25 protein-coding genes are annotated in these 21,074 nt (G+C 68.3%); 11 read left to right on the plus strand and 14 right to left on the minus strand.

Translation table 11 applies throughout. The features are described from left to right. Positions 1-77: 77 nt before the first annotated feature. Both ACH4YL_RS05965 and ACH4YL_RS05970 read right to left on the minus strand, forming a co-directional pair. Positions 78-1,196, minus strand: coding sequence for a lipid II:glycine glycyltransferase FemX (locus ACH4YL_RS05965; RefSeq protein WP_398505244.1), 1,119 nt, complete (start codon positions 1,194-1,196; stop codon positions 78-80). Positions 1,197-1,304: 108 nt separating this feature from the next. Next, the gene (locus tag ACH4YL_RS05970; RefSeq protein WP_398505246.1) at positions 1,305-1,622 is read right to left on the minus strand and encodes a hypothetical protein; all 318 of its coding nucleotides are present in this window, start codon (positions 1,620-1,622) and stop codon (positions 1,305-1,307) included. Positions 1,623-1,881: 259 nt separating this feature from the next. Here ACH4YL_RS05970 and rpsF point away from each other — a divergent pair, with 259 nt between their 5' ends. From rpsF to rplI, 4 genes are all read left to right on the plus strand, one after another. After that, the gene (gene rpsF / locus ACH4YL_RS05975; protein WP_006604399.1) at positions 1,882-2,172 is read left to right on the plus strand and encodes a 30S ribosomal protein S6; all 291 of its coding nucleotides are present in this window, start codon (positions 1,882-1,884) and stop codon (positions 2,170-2,172) included. 74 nt (positions 2,173-2,246) lie between these two features. Beyond that, on the plus strand, positions 2,247-2,852 hold the full coding sequence (locus ACH4YL_RS05980) for a single-stranded DNA-binding protein (RefSeq protein WP_398505248.1): 606 nt from the start codon (positions 2,247-2,249) through the stop codon (positions 2,850-2,852). Between the two features lie 56 nt (positions 2,853-2,908). Continuing rightward, positions 2,909-3,145 (plus strand): 30S ribosomal protein S18, encoded by a 237-nt coding sequence (rpsR, locus tag ACH4YL_RS05985; RefSeq protein WP_003956534.1) that lies wholly within the window; start codon positions 2,909-2,911, stop codon positions 3,143-3,145. A gap of 17 nt (positions 3,146-3,162) precedes the next feature. After that, a complete protein-coding gene (gene rplI / locus ACH4YL_RS05990) occupies positions 3,163-3,609 on the plus strand; it encodes a 50S ribosomal protein L9 (RefSeq protein WP_398505250.1) in 447 nt (148 codons plus the stop codon). Between the two features lie 180 nt (positions 3,610-3,789). On the opposite strand, the gene ACH4YL_RS05995 is transcribed toward rplI, so the two are convergent. Beyond that, positions 3,790-5,127 (minus strand): MATE family efflux transporter, encoded by a 1,338-nt coding sequence (locus tag ACH4YL_RS05995; protein ID WP_398505252.1) that lies wholly within the window; start codon positions 5,125-5,127, stop codon positions 3,790-3,792. 442 nt (positions 5,128-5,569) lie between these two features. Here ACH4YL_RS05995 and dnaB point away from each other — a divergent pair, with 442 nt between their 5' ends. Genes dnaB through ACH4YL_RS06010 form a run of 3 tightly spaced genes read left to right on the plus strand, consistent with a single transcriptional unit; the run spans position 5,570 to position 7,889 of the window. Further along, positions 5,570-7,036 (plus strand): replicative DNA helicase, encoded by a 1,467-nt coding sequence (gene dnaB, locus ACH4YL_RS06000; RefSeq protein WP_398505613.1) that lies wholly within the window; start codon positions 5,570-5,572, stop codon positions 7,034-7,036. An 11-nt stretch (positions 7,037-7,047) separates the two neighbouring features. Further along, entirely contained in the window at positions 7,048-7,242 is a 195-nt protein-coding gene (locus ACH4YL_RS06005) for a hypothetical protein (protein WP_175302441.1), read from the plus strand. A 14-nt stretch (positions 7,243-7,256) separates the two neighbouring features. Continuing rightward, on the plus strand, positions 7,257-7,889 hold the full coding sequence (locus tag ACH4YL_RS06010; RefSeq protein WP_398505255.1) for a DUF2461 family protein: 633 nt from the start codon (positions 7,257-7,259) through the stop codon (positions 7,887-7,889). 57 nt (positions 7,890-7,946) lie between these two features. Here the strand turns inward: ACH4YL_RS06010 and ACH4YL_RS06015 are convergent, their stop codons facing one another. Together ACH4YL_RS06015 and ACH4YL_RS06020 are read right to left on the minus strand one after the other, a co-directional pair. Continuing rightward, on the minus strand, positions 7,947-8,141 hold the full coding sequence (locus ACH4YL_RS06015) for a hypothetical protein (protein WP_398505257.1): 195 nt from the start codon (positions 8,139-8,141) through the stop codon (positions 7,947-7,949). Positions 8,142-8,419: 278 nt separating this feature from the next. Then, positions 8,420-9,559: an abortive phage infection protein gene (locus ACH4YL_RS06020; RefSeq protein WP_398505258.1), complete on the minus strand. Its 1,140-nt coding sequence runs from the start codon at positions 9,557-9,559 to the stop codon at positions 8,420-8,422. Between the two features lie 227 nt (positions 9,560-9,786). Here ACH4YL_RS06020 and ACH4YL_RS06025 point away from each other — a divergent pair, with 227 nt between their 5' ends. Next, positions 9,787-11,166 (plus strand): serine hydrolase domain-containing protein, encoded by a 1,380-nt coding sequence (locus ACH4YL_RS06025; RefSeq protein ID WP_398505260.1) that lies wholly within the window; start codon positions 9,787-9,789, stop codon positions 11,164-11,166. Positions 11,167-11,219: 53 nt separating this feature from the next. Here ACH4YL_RS06025 and ACH4YL_RS06030 read toward each other — a convergent pair whose 3' ends face one another. From ACH4YL_RS06030 to ACH4YL_RS06050, 5 genes are all read right to left on the minus strand, one after another. Beyond that, positions 11,220-12,380 (minus strand): winged helix DNA-binding domain-containing protein, encoded by a 1,161-nt coding sequence (locus tag ACH4YL_RS06030; RefSeq protein WP_398505262.1) that lies wholly within the window; start codon positions 12,378-12,380, stop codon positions 11,220-11,222. A 67-nt stretch (positions 12,381-12,447) separates the two neighbouring features. Continuing rightward, positions 12,448-12,900, minus strand: coding sequence for a GNAT family N-acetyltransferase (locus ACH4YL_RS06035; protein ID WP_398505264.1), 453 nt, complete (start codon positions 12,898-12,900; stop codon positions 12,448-12,450). Between the two features lie 10 nt (positions 12,901-12,910). Then, a complete protein-coding gene (locus ACH4YL_RS06040) occupies positions 12,911-13,369 on the minus strand; it encodes a MarR family winged helix-turn-helix transcriptional regulator (protein WP_398505266.1) in 459 nt (152 codons plus the stop codon). Positions 13,370-13,483: 114 nt separating this feature from the next. Next, positions 13,484-14,368: a GNAT family N-acetyltransferase gene (locus tag ACH4YL_RS06045; RefSeq protein ID WP_398505268.1), complete on the minus strand. Its 885-nt coding sequence runs from the start codon at positions 14,366-14,368 to the stop codon at positions 13,484-13,486. A 5-nt stretch (positions 14,369-14,373) separates the two neighbouring features. Continuing rightward, on the minus strand, positions 14,374-14,931 hold the full coding sequence (locus tag ACH4YL_RS06050; RefSeq protein WP_398505270.1) for a DUF2269 domain-containing protein: 558 nt from the start codon (positions 14,929-14,931) through the stop codon (positions 14,374-14,376). A gap of 76 nt (positions 14,932-15,007) precedes the next feature. Between ACH4YL_RS06050 and ACH4YL_RS06055 the strand changes: the two genes are divergently transcribed. Both ACH4YL_RS06055 and ACH4YL_RS06060 read left to right on the plus strand, forming a co-directional pair. Next, positions 15,008-15,658: an HAD family hydrolase gene (locus ACH4YL_RS06055; protein ID WP_398505272.1), complete on the plus strand. Its 651-nt coding sequence runs from the start codon at positions 15,008-15,010 to the stop codon at positions 15,656-15,658. A gap of 285 nt (positions 15,659-15,943) precedes the next feature. After that, positions 15,944-17,530 carry a globin domain-containing protein gene (locus ACH4YL_RS06060; RefSeq protein WP_398505274.1) on the plus strand — a complete coding sequence of 529 codons (1,587 nt, stop codon included), beginning with the start codon at positions 15,944-15,946 and terminating at the stop codon, positions 17,528-17,530. A gap of 16 nt (positions 17,531-17,546) precedes the next feature. Here the strand turns inward: ACH4YL_RS06060 and ACH4YL_RS06065 are convergent, their stop codons facing one another. From ACH4YL_RS06065 to ACH4YL_RS06080, 4 genes are all read right to left on the minus strand, one after another. Next, positions 17,547-18,026: an NUDIX domain-containing protein gene (locus ACH4YL_RS06065; RefSeq protein ID WP_398505276.1), complete on the minus strand. Its 480-nt coding sequence runs from the start codon at positions 18,024-18,026 to the stop codon at positions 17,547-17,549. A gap of 52 nt (positions 18,027-18,078) precedes the next feature. After that, positions 18,079-18,969: a LysR family transcriptional regulator gene (locus ACH4YL_RS06070; RefSeq protein ID WP_398505278.1), complete on the minus strand. Its 891-nt coding sequence runs from the start codon at positions 18,967-18,969 to the stop codon at positions 18,079-18,081. Between the two features lie 183 nt (positions 18,970-19,152). Then, the gene (locus ACH4YL_RS06075; protein WP_398505280.1) at positions 19,153-20,313 is read right to left on the minus strand and encodes a cystathionine gamma-lyase; all 1,161 of its coding nucleotides are present in this window, start codon (positions 20,311-20,313) and stop codon (positions 19,153-19,155) included. Positions 20,314-20,326: 13 nt separating this feature from the next. Next, positions 20,327-20,704 carry a phage holin family protein gene (locus tag ACH4YL_RS06080; protein WP_398505282.1) on the minus strand — a complete coding sequence of 126 codons (378 nt, stop codon included), beginning with the start codon at positions 20,702-20,704 and terminating at the stop codon, positions 20,327-20,329. Positions 20,705-20,749: 45 nt separating this feature from the next. On the opposite strand from ACH4YL_RS06080, the gene ACH4YL_RS06085 reads away from it, so the two are divergent. Next, entirely contained in the window at positions 20,750-21,067 is a 318-nt protein-coding gene (locus ACH4YL_RS06085; RefSeq protein ID WP_398505615.1) for a cupin domain-containing protein, read from the plus strand. Positions 21,068-21,074: the final 7 nt, after the last annotated feature.

Raw genomic sequence — 21,074 nt, forward strand, 5'->3', positions numbered from 1 at the left:
CGGAACCTTTCTGGTGTGTGCGGTGTATCAGAGATATGTGCGAGATCTACGAGGTTACGGCGTGGGCCGCGGCGGCGTCAGCGGCGCGACATGTAGATGTCGAGCGCCTTGTGCAGCAGCTTGTTGAGCGGGAAGTCCCACTCGCCGACGTACTCGACGGCCTCGCCGCCCGTGCCGACCTTGAACTGGATCAGACCGAAGAGGTGGTCGGTCTCGTCCAGCGAGTCGCTGATGCCGCGCAGGTCGTAGACGGTAGCGCCCATGGCGTAGGCATCGCGCAACATCCGCCACTGCATTGCGTTCGAGGGCCGGACGTCACGGCCGATGTTGTCGGACGCGCCGTAGGAGTACCAGACGTGCCCGCCGACGACCAGCATGGTCGCCGCGGACAGGTTCACACCGTTGTGCCGCGCGAAGTACAGCCGCATGCGGTTGGGGTCCTCGGAGTTCAGCACCTTCCACATGCGCTGGAAGTACGAGAGCGGGCGCGGCCGGAAGTGGTCGCGCACGGCGGTGATCTCGTACAGCCGCTGCCATTCCTCAAGGTCCTCGTAGCCGCCCTGGACGACGTTGACGCCGGCCTTCTCGGCCTTCTTGATATTGCGTCGCCACAGCTGGTTGAAGCCCTTGAGGACATCGTCGAGCGAACGGTTGGCCAGCGGCACCTGATAGACGTACCGCGGCTGGACGTCGCCGAAGCCGGCACCGCCGTCCTCGCCCTGCTGCCAGCCCATCTTCCGCAGCCGGTCGGCCACTTCGAAGGCGCGCGGCTCGATGTGCGTCGCCTCGACGTCCCGCAGCCGCTTCACGTCGGGGTCCTGGATGCCCGCCTTGATCGCCGGCGCGTCCCAGCGGCGGATGACCACCGGCGGGCCCATCTTCACGGAGAACGCACCCTGCTGCTTGAGGTGGGCGAGCATCGGCTGGAGCCAGTCGTCCAGGTTCGGTGCGTACCAGTTGATCACCGGGCCCTCGGGCAGATAAGCGAGGTACCGCTTGATCTTGGGCAGCTGGCGGTACAACACCAGGCCCGCGCCCACGAGTTCGCCGCTCTTGTCGAACCAGCCCAGGTTCTCCGAGCGCCATTCCGTCTTCACGTCAGCCCACGCCGGGACCTGGCAGTGACTTGCCGAAGGCAGGCTCTGGATGTACGCCAGATGCTGCTCTCGGCTGATGGTCCTCAGGGTCAGGGTCATGCGGGGCGCTCCTCGGCAGGTGTGTCCCCATGGGTACAGGGGCTCCGGCTCTCGCGCCGAAGCCTACTGCGCTGGGGGAGCGCCCCGAATGGCCGTGTGAGAACGGGGCTAGTAGCTGATCAGGCCACCGAAGAGCCCGCCGTGTGCCATTCCGAGGAAAAAGCCGAAGGCCGAGGCGCCGAGTCCGACGATCAGGAGGAAGCGTTCGCGGGTTGTGACCGAGATGAACTGGCCGTATGCGCCCGTGAGAATCCCGATCAGTCCGGACCAAGAAGTGAGCAGGTGCAGGTTGTAGAACTGCGCGGACACAAACGCCACCGCACCCAGCACCAGGGTCGCCACCATCAGGGCGTCCTGGAGCGGATGAGGTTTGCCGTCTGTGGCGAGAAGAGAGCCTGTGGGGTTCTGTCGCATTGTTTGTGCCATGAAGCACCTCCTGGCCTTCCCGGAAGGCGGCGCCTGTGACGCCGCCCACACCCGATGGGTACAGGGTGGGGCCCCTGGCCACCGGATTTCAACCGGAAGGGCGGCAGCAGGTACTCTGTACGGTCTGCACCGGTGTCTGCCCTGACCAGAACACAATCCCCCCGGATTGTCAGTGGCGGCCGATACCGTTGCTTACGCATCACGACCCTCCTGCCACGGAACGACCGTGGCCGCTGAGTCCAAAGGAGGTGGGTTCCACATGCGTCACTACGAGGTGATGGTCATCCTCGACCCCGATCTCGAGGAGCGCGCTGTCTCCCCGCTGATCGAGAACTTCCTCTCCGTCGTCCGTGAGGGCAACGGAAAGGTTGAGAAGGTCGACACCTGGGGCCGTCGTCGTCTCTCTTACGAGATCAAGAAGAAGCCCGAGGGCATCTACTCGGTCATCGACCTGCAGGCCGAGCCTGCGGTCGTCAAGGAGCTCGACCGACAGATGAACCTGAACGAGTCGGTCCTCCGGACCAAGGTCCTCCGTCCCGAGACCCACTGAGCACCTAGCTCAGAGGTCATCGGGTTCGAGTAGCAGCAAGCAGCCAGAAGCAATCCCCGCCGAGAGGTTCACCCATGGCAGGCGAGACCGTCATCACGGTCGTCGGCAATCTCGTCGACGACCCCGAGCTGCGCTTCACCCCGTCCGGTGCGGCGGTCGCGAAGTTCCGCGTCGCGTCCACTCCCCGCACCTTCGACCGTCAGACCAATGAGTGGAAGGACGGCGAAAGCCTCTTCCTCACCTGCTCGGTCTGGCGTCAGGCGGCGGAGAACGTCGCCGAGTCGCTCCAGCGCGGCATGCGTGTTGTCGTGCAGGGCCGGTTGAAGCAGCGGTCCTATGAGGACCGCGAGGGCGTCAAGCGCACGGTCTACGAGCTGGATGTCGAGGAAGTCGGCCCCAGCCTCAAGAACGCCACGGCCAAGGTCACCAAGACCACCGGCCGCGGTGGCCAGGGCGGTTATGGCGGCGGTCAGCAGGGCGGCGGCAACTGGGGCGGCGGTCCCAGCGGTGGTCAGCAGCAGGGCGGCGGCGGTGCACCCGCCGACGACCCCTGGGCCACCAGCGCGCCGGCCGGCGGCGGCCAGCAGCAGGGCGGCGGAGGCAGCTGGGGCGGAAGCTCCGGCGGCTCCGGCGGTACTGGCGGTTCTGGCGGCGGCTACTCGGACGAGCCCCCCTTCTAAGGGATCCCTACCAGGGGAGCTCGTACCCCCACTTCTTGATCACACAGGAGATACACATGGCGAAGCCGCCTGTGCGCAAGCCTAAGAAGAAGGTCTGCGCATTCTGCAAGGACAAGACCGTTTACGTGGACTACAAGGACACGAACATGCTGCGGAAGTTCATTTCCGACCGCGGCAAGATCCGTGCCCGCCGCGTTACCGGCAACTGCACGCAGCACCAGCGTGACGTCGCCACGGCCGTGAAGAACAGCCGTGAGATGGCGCTGCTGCCCTACACGTCCACCGCGCGCTAAGGGAGGGTGACCGAATCATGAAGATCATCCTCACTCACGAGGTCTCCGGCCTCGGCACTGCCGGCGACGTCGTTGACGTCAAGGACGGCTACGCTCGCAACTACCTGGTCCCGCGTGGTTTCGCGATCCGCTGGACCAAGGGTGGCGAGAAGGACGTGGCGCAGATCCGCCGCGCCCGCAAGATCCACGAGATCGCGACCATCGAGCAGGCCAACGAGATCAAGGCCCGTCTCGAAGGCGTGAAGGTGCGTCTGGCTGTTCGCTCCGGCGAGGCCGGCCGCCTCTTCGGCTCCGTCACCCCGGCCGACATCGCCTCGGCGATCAAGGCTGCCGGTGGCCCGGAGGTCGACAAGCGTCGCGTTGAGCTCGGTACGCCGATCAAGACCCTGGGCGCGCACCAGGTGTCCGTGCGTCTGCACCCCGAGGTTGCCGCGAAGCTCGGCATCGAGGTCATCGCCGCGTAAGCGCTGCGCTGAGCAGAGTACGTAAGAAGGGCCGCATCCTGAGGGTGCGGCCCTTCTGCTGTGTTGGCGCGGCGTGGTGGGTCGTGTCTTATGCGCCTGTGTTTCACGTGAAACGTGGCTTCGGTAGCGCGGCTTGCGTGAGCCGGGTTCCCGTCCGCTCGGTTTCACGTGAAACAGGGATCAGCGCGTGGCGCCCGTGACGATCCAGCGGCCAGAGCGAGTGCGCAGCCACAGCGTGACCATGCGGACGGTCATCATCAGCGCCATCGCCCACCACAGGGCCGTCAGCCCGCCGCCGAGGACAGGGATGAGCAGCGCGACGGGCGCGAAGACCGCCAGAGTCACCAGCATGGCGCGGGCGAGATACGGGCCGTCGCCCGCTCCCATCAATACGCCGTCGAGGACGAAGACGACGCCGGCGATGGGCTGGGAGAAGGCGACCACCAGCAGCGCAGGGAGCAGGGTGTCGTGGACGGCGGGGTCACTGGTGAACAGCGGGATGAGCAGCGGTCGCGCGGCCACGATCAGCAGGCCGAGCACCACGCCGGTGGCGATGCCCCACTCCACCATGCGGCGGCAGGCCTGACGTGCCCCCTCGGCGTCACCGGCGCCCAGATAGCGGCCGATGATCGCCTGCCCGGCGATGGCGATCGCGTCGAGCGCGAAGGCCATGAGGCTCCACAGCGAGAGGACGATCTGATGGGCGGCGATATCGGTGTCGCCCAGGCGGGCCGCGACGGCGGTGGCGATCATCAGGATGGCGCGCAGCGAGAGCGTACGGACCAGGAGAGGGGCACCAGCCTGTGCGCTGGCTCGTATGCCCGACGCGTCCGGTCGGAGAGAGGCTCCGTGCCGTCGTGCGCCGCGGACAACCACGATGAGGTAGGCAACGGCCATGGCGGTCTGGGCGAGGACAGTGCCCCAGGCGGAGCCGGCGATGCCGAGGCCGGCGCCGTAGACAAGGCCCACGTTGAGGACCGCGTTGGCGGCGAAACCGCCGATGGCGACGTACAGCGGGGTCTTGGTGTCCTGAAGGCCGCGCAGCACGCCGGTCGCGGCGAGCACGATGAGCATCGCGGGGATGCCGAGGCTGGAGATCCGCAGATAGGTGGTGGCGTACGGGGCGGCCGTGTCGGAGGCTCCGAAGACCTGGACGAGCCAGGGTGCGGCGGGCAGGGTGACGGCGATGACGGCCACGCCTAGGAGCAGGGCGAGCCAGATGCCGTCCATCCCCTGCCGGATGGCGGCGGCCAGATCGCCGGCGCCGACGCGGCGTGCGACGGCGGCCGTGGTGGCGTACGCGAGGAACACGAAGACGCTCACGGCGGTCATCAGGAGGGCCGCGGCGACACCCAGTCCGGCGAGTTGCGGGGTTCCGAGATGGCCGACGATGGCGCTGTCGACGATCACGAAGAGCGGCTCGGCGACGAGGGCTCCGAAGGCGGGAACGGCGAGCGCGATGATCTCTCGGTCATGGCGTCGCCGGAGAGCCTTCGGTGTCGCGGGGGCCTGTGTCATGGCATCAATGTAATCTTCCACAGGTAAGAGATGCAATTGCCTTGCAGTCCTTACCGAGGGTCATCCGGTCGGCGCTGCTGTGCGCCGTTTGTTCTGATCTTGGTCCAGTCGGGAAAGTTTTTCTCCCCCACAGCCGGTGGACGGAAAAAGTGCAGGTCAGAGGGTATCCGGCGAGGCGGGCGCGACTTTGTCCACAGTGCTGTCCCCCGGTCCGTGCACAGGTTCTGCGGGGTTCTCCACAGCATCTGGTCGCTCGTCCACACGGCCTGTGGATAACCAGATTGGCTGACGGTGCCGACGGGCCTACCGTGGACCGTCGCCCGACGCGCCGGAAGCGGAGTCTGGCCGTTCGTTTTGTCAGTGCCGTGCCGTAGAAAGAGGTGCACGGCGAGGTCCGCGGGGCGGACGGAGGGAGGTGGGCCGGGTGAGCATTTCCGAGCCCTTGGACGACCCGTGGGCGGCCGACGGCGGCCCCGGCGATCGTCTGCCCGTCTCCCGTCAGCGTCGCAATGACAGCCGTGCCGGTCGCGAGGACCAGCACGAGCGCGGCAGGGACAACGGCGCGTGGGACGGCGGCTCTCCCGGCTTCGAGCGCGTGCCTCCGCAGGACCTGGATGCCGAGCAGTCCGTCCTCGGCGGCATGCTCCTCTCCAAGGACGCCATCGCTGACGTCGTGGAGATCATCAAGGGCCATGACTTCTACCGGCCCGCACACGAGACCGTTTACACGGCGATTCTCGACCTCTATGCCAAGGGCGAGCCGGCCGACCCGATCACGGTCGCGGCCGAACTGGTCAAGCGCGGTGAGATCACCCGCGTCGGCGGTGCGCCGTATCTGCACACGCTGGTCCAGTCGGTGCCGACCGCGGCGAACGCCTCGTACTACGCGGAAATCGTGCACGAGCGTGCGGTGCTGCGCAGACTCGTCGAGGCCGGCACCAAGATCACGCAGATGGGATACGCGGCCGACGGCGACGTCGATGAGATCGTCAACTCCGCGCAGGCCGAGATCTACGCCGTCACCGAGCAGCGCACCAGCGAGGACTATCTGCCTCTCGGCGAGATCATGGAGGGCGCGCTCGACGAGATCGAGGCGATCGGCTCGCGCAGCGGCGAGATGACCGGTGTGCCCACCGGCTTCACGGACTTCGACTCGCTGACCAATGGCCTGCACCCGGGCCAGATGATCGTGATCGCAGCCCGTCCCGCCATGGGTAAGTCCACGCTGGCGCTGGACTTCGCCCGGGCCTGTTCGATCAAGAACAACCTGCCCAGCGTGATCTTCTCCCTCGAAATGGGGCGGAACGAGATCGCGATGCGCCTGTTGTCCGCGGAGGCGCGGGTGGCGCTGCACCATATGCGTTCCGGCACCATGACCGACGACGACTGGACACGGCTGGCCCGTCGGATGCCGGATGTCTCCCAGGCTCCGCTCTATATCGACGACTCCCCGAACCTCTCGATGATGGAGATCCGCGCGAAGTGCCGGCGGCTGAAGCAGCGCAATGATCTGAAGCTGGTCGTCATCGACTATCTGCAGCTGATGCAATCGGGTGGCTCGAAGCGTGCCGAGAGCCGTCAGCAAGAGGTCTCGGACATGTCCCGAAACCTCAAGCTGCTGGCCAAGGAGCTGGAGCTCCCGGTGATCGCGCTCTCCCAGCTGAACCGTGGCCCCGAGCAGCGCACGGACAAGAAGCCCATGGTCTCCGACCTGCGTGAATCCGGCTCCATCGAGCAGGACGCCGACATGGTGATCCTGCTGCATCGCGAGGACGCGTACGAGAAGGAGTCACCGCGGGCGGGCGAGGCGGACTTGATCGTGGCCAAGCACCGTAATGGTCCGACGGCCACGATCACCGTCGCCTTCCAGGGGCACTACTCGCGCTTCGTCGACATGGCGCAGACCTGAGCGCTCGGCGTGTGGGATCTCAAGTTCGGCTGCACAATCTCACCGCCCGCTTCATATCGACTGCACTCTCCGTGTTCCTCGACGAACTCGCCCACCGCGCACGGCACATCGAACTGGCCGGCGAGCCCCGCCGCAGCACCTCCCACCTTGTCTGGGGTTACGCCTCCCTGCCCGTCTCACTCTCCGCGCGCGCGGATCATGGGTGAGCTATCCTCCGCGCATGCGCGGACAGTTCACCGGCTGGCCGGAGCAGGCCATGGACGTGTTGTGGCAGCTCCAGGGCGAACCGACCCACGCGACCCGCGAGCGCTACCGCGCGGACCGCGAACGCCTGGTCCGGCAGCCGATGATCGCCCTGCTCAACGAGGTCGCGGACACCGACCCCCGGTACGAGGACTTCTCCGTCTGGCACTACCGCACCGACTCCTGGTGGTGGCAGCACCAGGGCGCGGTGATCCGGCTCGGCCGCAAGATCGAGATCGGTCTCCGGTTCGCCCTGGACGGCCTGCGGATCCAGGGCGCTTGGTGGTACCCCGATCCCGGCCAGGTGGACATGTTCCGCAAGGCCGTGGCCTCCGAGGGGAGCGGCCGCGAACTGTCCGCCATCGTCGAGGACGTGCGGAAGAAGGGCTACGACATCTCAGGGGACGTGATGAAACGCCCCCCGCGCGGCTATCCGGCGGACCACTCCCGTACGAACCTGCTGCGCCACCGTTCGCTGATCGCCGCCCGTCCCCTCGGCTGCGAGGAGTGGCTGCACACCCCCGAGGCGGTCGACCGGGTCCTCTCGGCCGCCGCCGACCTGGACGCCCTGCTGATGTGGCTGGTCCGCCACGTGAAGCGCACCGCCTGACATCACGAGGGCGCCGCGGCACGGGAGGAACCACACCCGTGCCGCCAGCCCTCGCGCTCAGAAGATGCGCACCTTCAGCGCCGACCGGTCGTCCATCGCCCGATAACCGTCCGGCACTTCGGCCAGGGGGCCAGCACGGTCGAAGACCGGCCCCGGACCGAGGGCCCCGGAGAGCACATCCGGCAGGAGTTTGGGAATGCAGGCACGGACCCGGGCGATGCCCCCGCGAAGCGCGATGTTGCGGTCGAACATCCGGCGGCAGAACGACCCCCGCGTTTCCCGCCGTACGTCACCCCCACACAGCCGACCGCACCGCCGTCCCGGGTGATAGCGGGCCGTGAGACACCGCAGGTCAGCGATCTGCCCGTCCGGAGCGGCCTCAGTAAACCTGGCGGGGATGCACCGAGAGCCGAGACAACCGCAGATGAAGCAGCGTGAGACACCGCAAGAAGTCGCAGGTCACAGCCTCGGCCTATACAGCGAAGCGCGAGAACCTACACGGCTCCGGTCCGGCTCGGGATGCGCGCCGGTCAGCACCCCGCCCGGCGGTAGTGGCGGGCCAGCGCATGGAACGAATCCTTCGGCTCCCAGTGCCAGGTGGACGAGGGGTCCCCGGGGTCTTTCTTGATTGTTTTCGTGATGCTGTAGCTCGCCATGTCGAGGTCGAAGCGCGGCTCGGGCCGGTGCGGGGCGTCCGGGCTGACGAAGTTGTACACCATCGCCGCGTACAGTCCCATCGACTCGTAGACGTCCAGCACGTCGGTGAGGTAGGCGGCCTGGGTGCGCTCGCTGCGGACCAGGTCGCCGATGATTTCTTCCGGCTTCTTGTCGTAGTCGACGACGTTCCAGCCCATGCCGCCCTGCTCGGGAGCGCCTACGTAGGTGCATGACCCGAACTCGGAGATCACAACCGGCTTTCCCCAGCGCCGATACGGCGTGAGCTCCCGTACGTAGTCGGCCCGCCGGGGGAAGTACGAGTAGTAGTTGACGCTGACGATGTCGAACAGTCCCCAGTCCACGTCGTCGTCCTGTGCCGCGCCATAGGTCAGCCTGCCGCGGAAGACGGACCTGCCGACCGCCGCCGCACGCGCGATGAAGCTGCGCAGCCGCCGCATCATCTGCTCGGGGTCGAATGTGCCGTTGAGCAGGTTCTCGATCCGCTCCAGGACGTCTTCGCCGGGCACGATGCCCGGTACGAACAGCACGAACTCGCAGCCGACGCTGAGATGGACCTCGGCCCCATGCCGCCGCAGCCGTTCGGCGTGCCTGCCGGTCTCCGCCAGGTGGTCGAGGATCTCCCGTTCCGGGACGTCGCCCAGGCGCGGTTGGAGCCAGACGTGCAGTCCGTGCTCCGCCGCTTCCGTCGATGTGGCCGAGAGCCGGTCGATGCCGTCGCCGAAGACGGATATCGAGCCGGCGTGCAGCTCCTCCTTGATCACCCGGATGTCTTCGCGCATCCTGGCGGCGTTCCAGCCCGTCGCCGGCGTCTCGCCCTCTCCGACCTCGTAGCAGACGCCCCGGTACGTCAGGCCGCGCCGGTGCCGGGCCCCCGTCGCCGTCACGGCGGCCTCGGCCCGGCCCGTCGTCAGTAACGGCCCTGCCGCTCCCGCGACTCCGGCGGCCGCCGCTCCAGCCAGAAACCGCGCTCGACTAATGCCCTTGCGATGCACTCTGCCTCCCCAGTTGTCCGTCCATCGGTCGCGAACCCATCGTTCGGCGACGCGGTTCCAGTCTTGTCAGCGGTGGGACGCACGGCCGTCGGCCTATGGTCTACGGCGCCGAGACCTTGGTATCCGCGAGCCAATCCCGGCCGTCGCGGGAGCCCGGTCCTTCCGCGCGCCGCGTAATGCCGTGCAATGCAGTCGACTCGGTGCGGCCTCGCCGATAGACCTGCCTCATGACCTCACTCTTTGAAGAGCTTCTCCCCGCCACTCAGCGGACGCTGCTGCACCGCATCGCCGTCGCCCAGTCGGAGGGCCGTGCCCCGTCCTTCGCCGCAGGAGTGGCCCGTGACGGGCGAGTTGTCTGGACGGGCTCGCGTACCTCGGTCGACGGACATGCGCCGGACGCCGACACCCAGTACCGCATCGGCTCCATCACCAAGACGTTCACTGCCGTCCTGGTGCTTCGGCTGCGTGACGAGGGGCTGCTCGATCTCAACGACGCGTTGGAGAACCACCTTCCGGGGACGGGCGTGGGGGATGTGACCATCGCTCAACTCCTCGCCCACAGCGCCGGTTTGAGCGCCGAGGCTCCGGCACCGTGGTGGGAGCGGACGCCTGGATCGCTGCGTCCGGGCCTTGCCGACGTGCTCGGTGACCAGACGCGTATGCATCCCACCGGTCGCCGATTTCACTACTCCAACCCCGGCTACACACTGCTCGGTTCGCTGATCGAGGCGGTACGTGGAGCGTCCTGGGAGGACGTGCTGCGGCGCGAGATCCTGGAGCCTCTGTCCATGGACCGTACGAGCCCTCAGCCGCAGGCTCCGGCTGCCGGCGGTTGGGCGGTGCACCCCTGGGCCGATGTGCTGTTGCCGGAACCGTCGGAGGATCTCGGTCTGATGGCTCCGGCCGGTCAGCTCTGGTCGACGGTCACCGACCTCTGCCGCTTCGCCGTCTTCCTCGCCGACGGCGACGAGCGGGTGCTGAGCGCGTCGTCGGTGCGCGAGATGAGGACGCCGTCCGTGCCTCCGGAGGCCGGCGAGTGGGACAGCGCCTACGGCCTGGGGCTGCAGATCATCCGGAGGGACGGCCGCACGCTGGTGGGCCACGGGGGCTCCCTGCCCGGCTTTGTCGCGGGACTCTGGCTGAGCGTGGACGACGGCATTGCCGCGGTTGCGCTCGCCAATGCCACCTCTGGGCCTCTTACTGGAGCGGTCGCCACCGATCTCGTACGGCTCGTGGCCGAGGCGGAGCCGCGCATCCCGGAGCCCTGGCGGCCGCTGCCCGAGGTCGACCGGGAGCTTCTGGAGCTGACCGGGCCCTGGTACTGGGGGACTTACTCGTATGCCCTGCGCCTTGTGGCCGAGCGCGGTCTGGAGCTGGGGCCTCTCAACGGCGACGGCCGGGGTTCGCGCTTTGTGGCGGAGGAGGACGGGACCTGGACCGGACTGGACGGCTACTACGCGGGAGAGACGCTGCGCGTGGTGCGGGGCGCGGACGGCTCGGTGAGCCTCGATCTCGGGTCGTTCGTCTTCACGAGGGAGCCCTATGAGCCGGGAGAAGCGGTTCCCGGCGGTGTCGACAAGGAGGGCTGGCGCGGCCTCCGGCTGTGAAATCGGCGCGATGTTTCACGTGAAACGAGCGCATGGACGCCGCTGAGCAACGCCTACGCCGTCAACTCGCGTTCCAGCGGAGTACGGAAGCGAGGAGTGATCCGAGCCTCGCCGACCCAGTTCGAAAGCCGTGCGGCCTCCGCTTCGACAGCAGCGGAGGCCTCACGGCCAGGATCGGTCAGCAGCCGCCAGGCGATCTCACCGTCGGGCCGCTGTGCCCAGCCGCCGACTATCTGCCCGTTCCACCAAACGGTCGGGCCGATATTGCCCGACCGGTCGAAGAGTGACGAGCGGTGGTCGGCGGTGAGGTGGAAGCCGCGGTCGGCCCAGGCCATGGCACTCGGGTCGAGCGCGGGGAGCAGCGCGGCCCAGGGCTCGACGGGCGGCTCGGGCGCGGCGTCACCGGGCGCCACAAATCCAGTGCCTTCATCGAGACGGACCTCTTCCGCGCCGACAGCGGCCAGCGCCTTGCGTACGTCGCCGAGAGTCCAGCCCGTCCACCACTTGAGGTCGGCCTCCGTAGCGGGGCCGTACGAGAGAAGCCAGCGGCGGGCCAGTTCGGCCCGGCCCTCGGCGGCGGGCCGCGCCGGCCATGGGTCGCTTGCCGTCCAGCGGAACTGGCTGGAGGTCCAGGAGCCGCGTGGCCGGTCCCGTCGGATGCGGCAGTCGGCGGCGAGCACCCGGATCACGCGCGTTGCGACGCCCTGCACCGTCTCCCACTTCTTGCCGGGGAAGACGGTGATCTTCGTCTTCAGTGCCGGGACATCGGCGGAGAGCTGGCTGCCCGTCGCCGGGCCCCGCTCGGCGAGTGCGGCCAGCACCGACGCCTCGGTGTCGGCAAGCCAGCGCTCATCCAGGCCGTTCGCGTCCTCCGCGAGATGGCTGAGCAGTGTTCTGCGCTCCTTCGCGGCGATGGCGCGAGCGGTGGAGGCGTCGACGTAAGGGGCGAGTTCGGTGGAGACGGCGAAGAGTGTGTTCCGCATGGAGAGAAGGCGGACCAGCGCCACGTCCTCGTACAAGGACCGCTCCACGGCCTGCACACTCGGTTCGGCGAGGCGTGCGCAGACGGAGAGGAACACGGTCGCGGCATCAGTGGCATGCAGCGCGAGCACCGCGTCCGCGACCGCCACCGGATCGTCCGCCCGCACGGATGGAGCCAGCAGATGACGTCGGCCGAGGCGGATGCGGCGCTGCTCGTCGCTGATCAGGTGCACGCGAACTCCTCGGTCAGAGCGGCAGATTCAGAGCGCGGGGCCGGAGTGGTAGATCGGGTGACCGGGGTCAGAGCTGCAGCTTGAACCCGATGTGGGACGGCGTGAAGCCCAGCCGTTCGTAGAAGCGGCGGGCGTCCGTGCGGGAGGCGTCCGAGGTCAGCTGCACCAACTGGCAGTCCCGGCGGCGGGATTCGTCGATGGCCCACTCGATGAGCCGGGTGCCGAGTCCACTGCCGCGCTCGTCGGCGTGGATGCGTACGCCTTCGATGATCGAGCGGGTGCTCCCGCGCCGGGACAGCCCATGGATGATCGTGAGCTGGAGTGTGCCGACGACGCGGTCCGCGCGTACGGCGACGGCCTGGTACTGGTTCGGGTCCTGGGCCAGCAGTTCCAAGGCCGCGGCGTACGGGGTGAGGTCGTCCGGCGACTCGCGCTGAGCGCCCAACTGGTCGTCGGCGAGCATCGCCACTATCGCCGGGATGTCCTCGAGCGCCGCGGGACGTATTTCCAGATCGCTCATGATCCGCAGACTACGCGGGGACCCGCAGTTCCTCGACGGTCCGGACCAGGGGAGCGAGCTCGGGGTTCTTGGCGGCCTCGTCGAGGGCCTCGCGGAGTGCCGCGTCATTGGTCGGCCGGGCCTCGGTGAGCAGAGCCAGGCCGGCCTCGGTCACATCGGTGTAGATGCCACGGCGGTCGGTGTCGCAGAGATAGCGGGTCAGCAGGCCGCGGTCTTCGAGCCGGGTGACAAGGCGGGTCGTGGCGCTCTGGCTGAGAACAACCGCGTCGGCCACCTGCTTCATCTGGAGATGCCCGCCGGGGCCGCTGTGCTGGCGGCTCAGGACGTCCAGCAGGGAGTACTCACGTGTGCTCAGGCTGTGCTTGCTCTCGAGGGCGCGCTCGATATGGGATTCGATCTTGCCGTGGAGCAGGGACAGCGCGCACCAGCTCTGGGCGAGCGCGGTGAGTGCGGGATCGGTCGCGGTCATCTGTTTCCTCCTCCGGTCCGAGCGGCTCTCACCAGGATAGACGACGCGCGCAATATCCCGCGTTTGCAATTACCTGTGATCTGAATTGCTGTCCAGCCCTCTGGGCCGCGCCGGCTAGCCCGCCGCGACCGAGAGCGGAGCGAAGCGGCGGGTCCAGTCACCGGGCAGGTCATCGATGGCACAGGTCATGACCGCGTTGAACGCGACGGTCTCCAGGCCGTGCTCCTTCACCCAGGTCAGCAATTCCTCATGACGTACGTCGATGTCCGTGCGGAACGGCCGGTCGGTGGCGGCGGCGAGCGAGGCGATCAGCGCCTTCGCGGTCTCGGCGTCCCGGGCGATCAGCGGCCCGATGACATGGGTCTCCATGTTCGGCCAGGCTGCCGCGTACCCGGTCAGTGCGCCGTTGTCCTCCGCCACCCGTAGGTGGTCCGCGAAGGCGGGCAGCCGCGTGATCATGTGGGTGCGGTCCAGGCCGAACACCTCGGTGTCCAGGCGCACGATCGCGGACAGATCCTCCGCGGTCGCCGGCCGGGTGGCCACGGTAGGAGCGGTGGCCCGGTCCGAGGTGCGCTCCGAGGTCGGCTCCGAGGCCCGGAAGTGGCCGCGGACCATCTCGGCGCGCCCGATGGTGGTGAAGCCCAGCTCCTCGTAGAGAGGCTGTCCGTACGGGGTGGCATGCAGGGTGAGCGGGGTGTCTCCGGCCTGCTGCTGCAGGTACGTCATCATCCGGCGGCCGACGCCCTGCCGGGCGTATCGCTCGGCGACCAGCACCATTCCGATGGCGGCAAGTCCGCGTCCGTACGAGGTCACCACGCAGGCCGACACCAGCCCCTTGCCCGACGGATCGTCGATGCCGTATCCCGTCCCCGCCGTGAGCAGCAGGCCCCATTTGTGCTCCTCGCGAGGCCATCCGCGGTCCTCTGAGAGGTCGGCGCAGGAAATGAGGTCGTCCGTGGTGAGACGGCGGATGGGCAGCTCGGCCAGCGGTGTCGGCATGAGGATCAGGCTGTCGGACGCAGTGATCGCTCGTCCAGTGCTTTCCGGGAAGTGGTCTCAGGGGCTTGCGGGGTGCGCATCCGTCGTCCGCGGCGGGTCAGACCCCAAGGCTTCAGGACCGAGATGGCCGTCATGAACAGATACGCGCTGAGAGAGACGATCGGACCCATCGCGAGGTCGAGCGGACTGGCCAGTGGGCTGCCCGACGAGACGGTCTCGACGGCTTCCTTGACACCCGGGCGCAGCGCGAAGAGCGAGGCGGTGATGGTGATCAGGGTCAGCCAGAACTTTGTGTAGACCCAGCGGTGCCTGGCGAGGCCCCACTTGGTGCCGAGCGACAGAACGAGACCGCTGACCAGGGTCAGGACCGCGATGGGAATCACCAGCCAGTCGGTGAAGATCTTCATCGAGCGGACGGCGGCCTCGATCATGGGGCCGGAGTCCGTGGTTGCTGCGGTGAGGGCAAGCGCGAGCAGGCCGAGCGTGAGCCCGAGCCAGCCGGCGGCTGCGGAGACATGGACGACGAGGATGGCCCGGCGAGCGGGACGCTTGAGTGGTTTCACGTGAAACACGGTGCCGGGCGGGGAGTCGTATGACGTCTGACAGCGGGAGTAATCGCGGGTACTAACCTCGGCGTACATGGCGCACCCCGAGAGCCCTCGCAGACTCCATCTCTTCGATCTGGACGGCACGCTCATCCGCGGATCGGCGGCTCCGGTGGAGATATCCCGGCAGCTCGGGCTGCTGGAGGAGATCGGCGAACTGGAGCGTGACTTCATCGCTCGCAGGATCGGCCCGCCGGAGTACGCGGTCCGTGTGCACGCGCTCTGGTCCGATCTCACCGAGGCGCATGTGGCGGCCGCCTTTGAGGCGGCGCCCTGGCTCGAGGGCATCAGGGAGGTGTGGCGCGAGATCCGTGAAGGCGGTGACTACTGCGCGGTCATCTCCCTCTCGCCCTCGTTCTTTGTGGAGCGGCTGCTGGACTGGGGAGCGCATGCGGCCCATGGATCCCGCTTTCCCGATGTGCCCTTCACACAGCCTGTGGATCCGGCAGGCATTCTCAGCGCCGCTGCGAAGGTGAAGATCGCGAACCGGCTCTGTGCAGAGTTCGGGGTGGGCCTGGACACATGTGTTGCATACGGTGATTCCATGTCCGACGCAGAGATTTTCGCGTCGGTGCCCACCACGGTGGCGGTGAACGCTGACCACCATTTGTCCGGCCTGGCCACACATGTCTATGCGGGGGGCGATCTGCGCGAGGCCTATGAACTGGTGCGATTCGGCCGGTAGCTGAGGAACTCGCGGACGGTCCGTGGGGCCGGCAGATGGGCATGGGCGCACTCGAGCGTAACGGGAAAGCGGGTTCGGGCACCCGGACTTTCCGCTCTTTGGCCTATGCCAGGGCGCCGCCTGGCATGCTGCGACACGGGCGCTGCGGGCAATGTCACATTCCGGGCTTACTTCTCCTGATGCACCCGGTGGCGATGGTTAGTGTGGGCCGGTAGCTAGTCCTGTGGCATAGCGGGGATTTGAGGCACGTTCCGTGGTGGCGGAAGTGCGGAGACCGACCGAGAGATGTTCGAGGCGAGGCACACAATGGACGCTCCGACCACCACGTCGGCCGACAACGGCACTTCAGGCGACAACGACAAGGGTGGATGGTTCACCCCTCGCAAACAGCCCGTCCAGGGCCAGGCGCCCCCAGCTGAGGGCCCTTCCCCTGAGAGCGCGGGGCAGGAGCGCGTGGTTCCCCAGAGGCGGCCTGTGGCCTCCATACGCCCGGTGGGCTCCGGCGCCTCACGTATGGCCCCGCCGTCCCCTTCCACCGCCCCCCAGGCCCCGAGAAGCAACGCTCCGGCGCCCACCGCGCCTGTGGACGAGACTCACCGGTCCTCCGTACCTCAGCCTCTGCGCCGCGAAGCCGAAGAGCCCCACCAGGTAGCCGAGATCCATGGTGGTGCCCAGCCCGGCGAGACGCCGGCCGGCCACCAGCCGCACGACGGGAACGCCGGGCACAGCGCCCCCGCAGCCCCCGCGGCCCCCGCCGACAACGCGTCTCCCGACGCCATCCTCATCCGCCGCACCATGGCGGAGGTGGCACCCGTCGCGGACAAGGTCACCTCGTACTTCTACGCACTGCTCTTCGTCCGCCACCCGGAACTGCGCGGTCTCTTTCCCGCCGCCATGGACGCCCAGCGCGACCGGCTCCTCAAGGCACTGCTCACCGCCGCCGAGCACATGGACAACGCTGCCGTCCTCACCGACTACCTGAGGAATCTGGGCCGCGGCCACCGCAAGTACGGCACTCAGCCCGCGCACTACCCGGCCGTCGGCGAGGCGCTGATCGGCGCCCTGACCCGGTACGCGACGACGACCTGGGACGAGGAGACCGAGGCCGCCTGGGTGCGTACGTACACCACGATCTCCCAGATCATGATCGACGCTGCCGCCGAGAACGAGCGGCACGCGCCTGCCTGGTGGCATGCAGAACTGGTCTCGCACGACCTCCGGACCCCGGAGATAGCGATCATCACGGTCCGCCCCGACCAGCCGTACCCCTTCCTGGCCGGGCAGTACACCAGCCTGGAGACACCCTGGTGGCCGCGGATATGGCGGCACTACTCCTTCGCCGGCGCTCCCCGCTCCGACGGCCTGCTCTCCTTCCACGTCAAGGCGGTGTCGGCCGGCTGGGTCTCCAATGCCCTGGTCCACCACGCACGCCCCGGCGACGTACTTCGCCTCGGACCGCCCGCCGGTTCGATGACCGTCGACCACACCACCGACAACGGCCTGCTCTGTCTGGGCGGCGGCACCGGCATAGCGCCCATCAAGGCGCTGGTCGAGGATGTCGCCGAGCACGGCAAGCGACGGCCGGTGGAGGTCTTCTACGGGGCGCGCACCGACTTCGACCTGTACGACATCGACACCATGCTGCGGCTCCAGCAGACGCACCACTGGCTGTCGGTCCGCCCTGTGGTGGACGACCGGGCGCACTTCCCGGACGCCGTGCGGGAATTCGGCCCCTGGTACGAGTACGACGCCTATCTCTCCGGCCCGCCGGGCATGATCCGCAGCGGCGTCCACGCACTGCGGGGCATCGGCATACCGTCCGAGCGGATACGTCACGACTCCCTGGAGGAGCTCGTGGCCGCTGGCGACTAGGTCGCAGTCGCCAGTATCAGCCCAGGTCAGGGGCGTGCATCGCCCGTACGCCCTCGATGTTGCCGTCCAGATAGTGCCGCAGCGACAGCGGTACGAGATGGACCGCCGCGATGCCCACCCGGCTGAAGGGCACCCGCACGATCTCGTACTCGCCGCAGGGATCGTCGATCTCCGGGCCGTGCCGTCGCGAGGGGTCCATGGACTCCAGCCTGCAGACGAAGAAGTGCTGCACTTTCACCCCCGTCACACCGCCGTCCGCGATGTGTTCGACGGTGTCGACGAAGCACGGCACCACATCGGTGATCTTCGCGCCGAGCTCCTCGTCCACCTCCCGGTGGAGTGCGTCGACGACGGTGGCGTCCTCCGGCTCGACCCCGCCGCCGGGCGTCAGCCAGTACGGATCCACGCCGGGCTTGGTGCGCTTGATCAGGACAAGATCGTCGCCGTCGAGCAGGATGGCGCGTGCGGTGCGCTTGACCACTGGCCGTTCGGTCATGGCTAGAAAATGGCCCGCTCGGCACGTTCTGAAACTCCTGAGCGCGGGGCGTTCACCAGCCGACGGCAGCGCGCAGCAGCCACTCGTGCGCCCGCGCGATGTGCGGGAGTGCGAGCGTGCCGGTGCGTACGACGAGGAAGTAGGTGCGCAGCGGCGGCACCGGAGGATCCAGCAAGGCCACCACCCGCCCGGCCTGAAGGGCCTCCTCGCACAGATAGCGCGGCAGGACGGCGAGGCCCGCGCCCGAGGCGGCGGCCGCCAGGACGGCCCGCAGATCCGGTGCGATGACGGCGCCCGCGGCGGCCGGCCGGGTGTCGAAGACGGCGGACCAGTAGCGGGAGACCAGCGGCAGGGACTCGTGCACCTCCACCACGGGCAACTGCTCCAGCACCAGCTGCCCGCCGCGCAGCACGTCGGGACCCAGCCGGGCCGCCCAGCGCGGCGCCGCTATCAGCACGTGCTCCTCGTCGCACAGCGGAGTCGAGGTGAGCAGCCCACCGCGCGGCCGTGCCGTGGTGATGGCCAGATCGTGGTGGCCGGCGGCCAGCCCTTCCAGCGTCTCCTCGGTGGTTCCGAAGGACGCCCGCAGCGCCAGCCCCTGGGAGGTGAGCGGAGTGAGCGCGGGCAGGGCGCGCAGCGAGGTGAACTCCGGGGGGCCGGCGAGATGCAGGGTCCGTACGCCCGACTCCTCGTCGAGGCCGGTCTCGGCGATCTCCACCAGGGCGTCCAAATGCGGGGCGGCCCGGTGCGCGAGTTCGTCGCCGATGGTCGTCGGTGTGACACCGCGGGCCTGGCGGAGGAAGAGCGGACGGCCCAACTGCCGTTCCAGGGTGCGGATCTGCCCGGTCACAGCGGGCTGCGAGAGGCCCAGGAGCGCCGCGGCGCGGGTGAAGGAGCCGGCCCGGTGCACCGTGACGAACGTGCGCAGCAGGGCCAGATCCATGCCATGCCCCTCCCGGCCGACGATGCTCGCGGACCGGACAACTATAAATAAGTCGATAGGTCGCTGTCGCTACTGTGATTGGACACTGACACAGAGTCAACTAGCCTTGTTAGCACGGTTCTTGAGGGGGAGAACCGGGGCGGTCCGAGCCATGAGGGGGGAGGCTCGGGCCGCCCAGCTCCGCTACCCCTCCGCCCCCTCCGCCGCCTCGTCCAGCGCCCGCAGCACGTCGGCCACCAGATCGTCCGCGTCCTCCGCACCCGCCGAGAACCGGATGAAGCCCTCCGGCACCGCATCGCCGCCCCAGCGGCCCCGCCGCTCCGCGGACGACCGCACCCCGCCGAAGCTCGTCGCGTCGTCCACCAGCCGCAGCGCCTCCAGGAACCGTTCGGCGTGCCCGCGGTCGGGCAGTACGAACGAGACCACGGAGCCGAAACGCCGCATCTGCTGCGAGGCGATCTTGTACGAAGGGTCCGTCGGCAGGCCCGGATAGCGAAGTGCGCTCACCTCGCCGCGCCCGCCCAGGGCCTCCGCGAGCGCCAGCGCGTTCGCGCACTGCCGCTCGGCCCGCAGTTGCAGCGTGGCCAGCGAACGATGCGCCAGCCAGGCCTCCATGGGCCCCGGAATCGCCCCGACGACCTTGCGCCAGCCCCGTACACCGGCCGCCAAGCCGGCGTCACGACAGGTCACATGGCCGAGCAGGATGTCGCCGTGGCCCGTCATCCCCTTGGTGTCGCTCGCCACCGAGAAATCGGCGCCGAGCTGCAACGGACGCTGACCGAGCGGGGTCGCGAGCGTGTTGTCGACGGCCACCAGTGCGCCGGCGGCGCGCGCCGCCTCAGCCAGCCGCCGTACGTCGCACACATCGAGGCCCGGATTGGACGGCGTCTCGATCCACAGCAGCCGCGCACCCTCCAGAACCGACAGCTGGGCATCGCCTCCTGTCGGCGCGGTCCTGACCTCGACTCCGTACGCCTCAAGCCGTTCGCGCAGCAGCGGCAGCGCCTGGTAGCCGTCGTCCGGCAGCACGACTGCGTCGCCGGCCTTGAGCTGGGAGAAGAGCACGGCGGAGATCGCCGCCATCCCCGAGGCGAAGGTCACCGTCTCGACCGGCTCCCCCGGCGCCTCCAACTCGCCGATCGCCCGTTCCAGATGCGTCCACGTCGGGTTGGAGTCGCGCCCATAGGTGTACGGCCCGGTCGGCTCGCCCGGCAGATGGAAGTGGGCGGCGAAGACCGGGCCCGGCAGGGTCGGTTCGTACTTCACCGCCTCCGGCAGCCCGGCCCGCACCGCCCTGGTGCCGTCGCCCACGGCCCCGCGTGGCGTGGAGATGTTGTCGCTCATGGTCGTGCGGCTCTCAGTCGTTGTCGGGCAGGGCCATGTTCATCGCCCACGAGACGAGCGAAATGATCAGGCCGCCGAGTATGGCGGTCCAGAAGCCCTCCACTTGGAAGTTCAGGTCGAGCTGGTCGGCCAGCCAGGAGGTCAGCAGCAGCATCAGCGCGTTGATGACCAGGGTGATCAGCCCGAGCGTGAGGATGAACAGCGGCAGTGTGAGCAGCTTCACGATCGGCTTGACGAGGAAGTTGACCAGGCCGAATACCAGCGCCACCAGGACCAGGGTCCAGGCCTTCTTGCCGGTGCTGTCGCCGGTCAGGGTGATGTCCGAGAGCAGCCAGATGGCCACGAGCAGAGCCGCGGCGTTGGCGATCGTCTTGACTACGAAATTCTTCATGGTCTGATCGTGGCAGACGTGATCGGAACGATGGCAGGGGCGGACATGAAGGCATTCCGACTGGACGAGCTGGAGGCGGAGCGTGCCGCCAACGACGGCGCGTATCTGCAGTTCCTGCGCGAACGGAACATGTCGGTCGGCCTGTACGCGCTGGACGCCGGCGCACTGGATCCGCAGCAGCCGCACAACCAGGACGAGGTCTACTTCGTCGTGAGCGGCCGCGCGGCGATCACGGTCGGCATGGAGACGACCCATGTCGGACGCGGCAGCGTGGTCTATGTCCCGGCCGGGGTGGCGCACAAGTTCCACCACATCACGGAGGACCTGCGGGTGATGGTGGTCTTCTCGCCGCCCGAGAGCTGACGTCTTC

The organism is Streptomyces sp. NPDC020681 (assembly GCF_044334895.1).
Lineage (GTDB): Bacteria > Actinomycetota > Actinomycetes > Streptomycetales > Streptomycetaceae > Streptomyces.

Excerpts from the sequence above, each read along its gene's own strand:
- ACH4YL_RS06010 (WP_398505255.1), top strand. The coding sequence starts at position 7,257 with ATGCGCGGACAGTTCACCGGCTGGCCGGAGCAGGCCATGGACGTGTTG.
- ACH4YL_RS06015 (WP_398505257.1), bottom strand. The coding sequence starts at position 8,141 with ATGTTCGACCGCAACATCGCGCTTCGCGGGGGCATCGCCCGGGTCCGT.
- rplI (WP_398505250.1), top strand. The coding sequence starts at position 3,163 with ATGAAGATCATCCTCACTCACGAGGTCTCCGGCCTCGGCACTGCCGGC.
- ACH4YL_RS06075 (WP_398505280.1), bottom strand. The coding sequence starts at position 20,313 with ATGAGCGACAACATCTCCACGCCACGCGGGGCCGTGGGCGACGGCACC.
- ACH4YL_RS06040 (WP_398505266.1), bottom strand. The coding sequence starts at position 13,369 with ATGACCGCGACCGATCCCGCACTCACCGCGCTCGCCCAGAGCTGGTGC.
- ACH4YL_RS06045 (WP_398505268.1), bottom strand. The coding sequence starts at position 14,368 with ATGCCGACACCGCTGGCCGAGCTGCCCATCCGCCGTCTCACCACGGAC.
- ACH4YL_RS05980 (WP_398505248.1), top strand. The coding sequence starts at position 2,247 with ATGGCAGGCGAGACCGTCATCACGGTCGTCGGCAATCTCGTCGACGAC.
- rpsR (WP_003956534.1), top strand. The coding sequence starts at position 2,909 with ATGGCGAAGCCGCCTGTGCGCAAGCCTAAGAAGAAGGTCTGCGCATTC.
- ACH4YL_RS06080 (WP_398505282.1), bottom strand. The coding sequence starts at position 20,704 with ATGAAGAATTTCGTAGTCAAGACGATCGCCAACGCCGCGGCTCTGCTC.
- rpsF (WP_006604399.1), top strand. The coding sequence starts at position 1,882 with ATGCGTCACTACGAGGTGATGGTCATCCTCGACCCCGATCTCGAGGAG.
- ACH4YL_RS06085 (WP_398505615.1), top strand. The coding sequence starts at position 20,750 with ATGAAGGCATTCCGACTGGACGAGCTGGAGGCGGAGCGTGCCGCCAAC.
- ACH4YL_RS06035 (WP_398505264.1), bottom strand. The coding sequence starts at position 12,900 with ATGAGCGATCTGGAAATACGTCCCGCGGCGCTCGAGGACATCCCGGCG.
- ACH4YL_RS05995 (WP_398505252.1), bottom strand. The coding sequence starts at position 5,127 with ATGACACAGGCCCCCGCGACACCGAAGGCTCTCCGGCGACGCCATGAC.
- ACH4YL_RS05970 (WP_398505246.1), bottom strand. The coding sequence starts at position 1,622 with ATGGCACAAACAATGCGACAGAACCCCACAGGCTCTCTTCTCGCCACA.
- ACH4YL_RS06060 (WP_398505274.1), top strand. The coding sequence starts at position 15,944 with ATGTTCGAGGCGAGGCACACAATGGACGCTCCGACCACCACGTCGGCC.
- ACH4YL_RS05965 (WP_398505244.1), bottom strand. The coding sequence starts at position 1,196 with ATGACCCTGACCCTGAGGACCATCAGCCGAGAGCAGCATCTGGCGTAC.
- ACH4YL_RS06070 (WP_398505278.1), bottom strand. The coding sequence starts at position 18,969 with ATGGATCTGGCCCTGCTGCGCACGTTCGTCACGGTGCACCGGGCCGGC.
- ACH4YL_RS06025 (WP_398505260.1), top strand. The coding sequence starts at position 9,787 with ATGACCTCACTCTTTGAAGAGCTTCTCCCCGCCACTCAGCGGACGCTG.
- ACH4YL_RS06065 (WP_398505276.1), bottom strand. The coding sequence starts at position 18,026 with ATGACCGAACGGCCAGTGGTCAAGCGCACCGCACGCGCCATCCTGCTC.
- ACH4YL_RS06055 (WP_398505272.1), top strand. The coding sequence starts at position 15,008 with ATGGCGCACCCCGAGAGCCCTCGCAGACTCCATCTCTTCGATCTGGAC.